Source organism: Brevundimonas vesicularis, assembly GCF_900445985.1.
In the GTDB taxonomy this organism is placed as follows: domain Bacteria; phylum Pseudomonadota; class Alphaproteobacteria; order Caulobacterales; family Caulobacteraceae; genus Brevundimonas; species Brevundimonas vesicularis_D.
Genome location: NZ_UAQP01000009.1, coordinates 1 through 2,395, shown reverse-complemented (window position 1 = coordinate 2,395; position 2,395 = coordinate 1). Strand labels below are relative to the sequence as shown.

The 2,395-nt window shown below is 54.9% G+C and carries 2 protein-coding genes; both read left to right on the top strand.

Annotated features, from left to right (window positions below; all coding sequences use genetic code 11):
• The coding region (locus DT343_RS18090; protein WP_146756725.1) for a Mur ligase family protein at window positions 1-916 on the top strand (916 nt) is incomplete at its 5' end.
• Window positions 901-2,235: a UDP-N-acetylmuramoyl-tripeptide--D-alanyl-D-alanine ligase gene (locus tag DT343_RS18085; protein WP_220116644.1), complete on the top strand. Its 1,335-nt coding sequence runs from the start codon at window positions 901-903 to the stop codon at window positions 2,233-2,235. The genes DT343_RS18090 and DT343_RS18085, both read left to right, overlap by 16 nt.
• Window positions 2,236-2,395: the final 160 nt, after the last annotated feature.

The following is a 2,395-nucleotide window of genomic DNA, read 5'->3' as shown; positions in this document are numbered from 1 at the left end:
CAGGGTGGCGGCGGTGCGTTTCGATACGGCGGTATTTAGCAATTTAAGCCGCGATCATCTGGATTATCATCAGGATATGGAAGACTATTTTCTGGCAAAAGCACAATTGTTCGCGCGCCCGATTCGTCATGCCCTGATTAATACCGATGATGCTTACGGACGGCGTCTGATAGAAGAACGACGCATTCATCCGCAGGCGGAGATTTGGTCGCTCAGCGCCGAAGGCAGACCTTTGTCCGCCGCCCATCATCAATTAAGCGCGCAGGACGTGCGGCTCAATGCCGAGGGTCTGGCATTTACCCTACATTACAAAGAACAGAGCCAAGCGGTGCAAAGCCGTCTGCTGGCACGTTTTAATGTGGCGAATTTACTCAATGTCGCTGCCTGCCTGCTCAGCGGCGGTCAGGATTTGGCACAGACGGCGGTGGTATTGGCGCGTTTGCAGGGCGTACCGGGGCGAGTGGAAAAAATCGATTTGGGCGAAGGCAGGGCGGCGATTGTCGATTATGCACATACTGCCGGTGCGATTGAAAGCGTGCTGCAAGGCATTCGTCCGCATGTGCAGGGTAAATTATCGCTGATTTTCGGCTGCGGCGGCGACCGCGATGCCGGCAAACGTCCTTTGATGGCGGCAGCGGCAGAGCGTTTTGCCGATACGGTTATCGTTACCGACGACAATCCGCGCAGCGAAGATCCGCAGGCGATTATCGCCGATATCATGCAGGGTTTTGAGGCGCCAGAAAAAGTGCAAATCATACAGCCGCGCGAGGCGGCGATTAGGACGGCATTGGAGCAGTTGCAGGCAGGCGATACCTTGCTGATTGCCGGCAAAGGGCATGAAAACTATCAAATTATCGGCACAAGCGCATATGAATATTCCGATCAGGCGGTGATTAGGGCATGGAAAACAAAATGATATTGAGCAGCGCCGAAGTCTGCGCCATTACCGGCGGCAGCCTGATAGGCAATAGCGACTGGCTGTGTCAAGCGGTGTCGACGGATACGCGCAGCTTACAGGCGGGCGATGTGTTTGTGGCTTTGCGCGGCACCAATTTTACGGGAGAAGATTTCTTGGCGGCGGCGGCAACAGCAGGCGCGGCAGCGGCAATCGTGCAAGAAGCGCGTCCAATCGATATTCCGCAAATCGTGGTCAAAGACAGTTTGCAAGCCCTGAAAGACTTGGCGGCGGCACGGCGCGCGCGCAGTCGGGCGACCTTTATTGCCCTGACGGGCAGCAACGGCAAAACCAGCACCAAAGAAATGCTGGCGCGCATTTTGGCGCAGCGGGGAAAAACCTTGGCGACCTTGGGCAATTTGAACAATGACATCGGCGTACCGCTGACTTTATTGCGCCTGCAAGGCGACGAAGATTTTGCCGTGATTGAAATGGGTGCGAATCATATCGGCGAAATCCGCCGATTGGTTGAGATTGCCCGTCCCGATATCGCCTTGATTACCAATGTGGCGGCGGCGCATTTGCAGGGCTTCGGCTCTCTGGAGGGCGTGGCGGAGGCCAAAAGCGAAATATACCGCTACAGTGAGGCGGCTTTGGTCGTCAATGCGACTTTGCCTTGGGCGGCGCAATGGCGGCAGGCATTTGCCGACAGACGCATAAAAACCTTTTCATTAACAGGGGATGGCGATATTATCGCGCCTTTTGTCGCGCCTGACGGCAGCCGTTTTAGCCTTTCTGTTGCGGGCGAGACGGCGGAAATCGCATGGCAATTGCGCGGTCGGCACAATGTGGCGAATGCTTTGGCGGCTTGTGCGGCGGCATATTTGGCGGGCTTATCGCTGAGCGATATGGCGCAGGCGCTGAACGGCTTGGTCTTGCAGCAATCGCGTTTAAGCGCCTTTCATTTCGGACGGCATGTGATTTATGACGACAGCTATAATGCCAATCCCGCTTCTTTCCAAGCGGGGATTGATGTGATTGCCGCCGCACCCAATGCCTTGGTGATTGCCGGCGCGATGGGCGAACTGGGTGCAGACAGCGAGGCTTTGCATCGTGAGGTGGCGGAATATGCGCGCGCCAAAGGGGTTGCGCGTTTTTGGAGCTTGAATGCGCCGGCTTACGGCACGCAGGATTTTTCTTCGCTGGAGGCATTGGCGGCGGCGTTTAGGACGGCTTTGGCGGAAGAAGAAGCGCTGACGGTATTGGTAAAAGGCTCGCGCAGTGCGCAAATGGAGCGTTTGTTTGCGGCGGCGCAGTTAGAAGACTATAGAAAAGGATAATATTATGCTTTACGCACTCGCCGAATGGCTGAATAATTATTTTACGCCTTTTAATGCATTTACTTATTTGACTTCGCGGATTATTTTGGGTGCGCTGACGACACTTCTGCTCTCCATCTTTTTAGGCGGCAAGATGATTGTGTGGCTGAAAAAAATGCAG

What these genes read in the sequence shown, in the direction of transcription:
- DT343_RS18085 (WP_220116644.1), top strand. Translation starts at nt 901, where the DNA reads ATGGAAAACAAAATGATATTGAGCAGCGCCGAAGTCTGCGCCATTACC.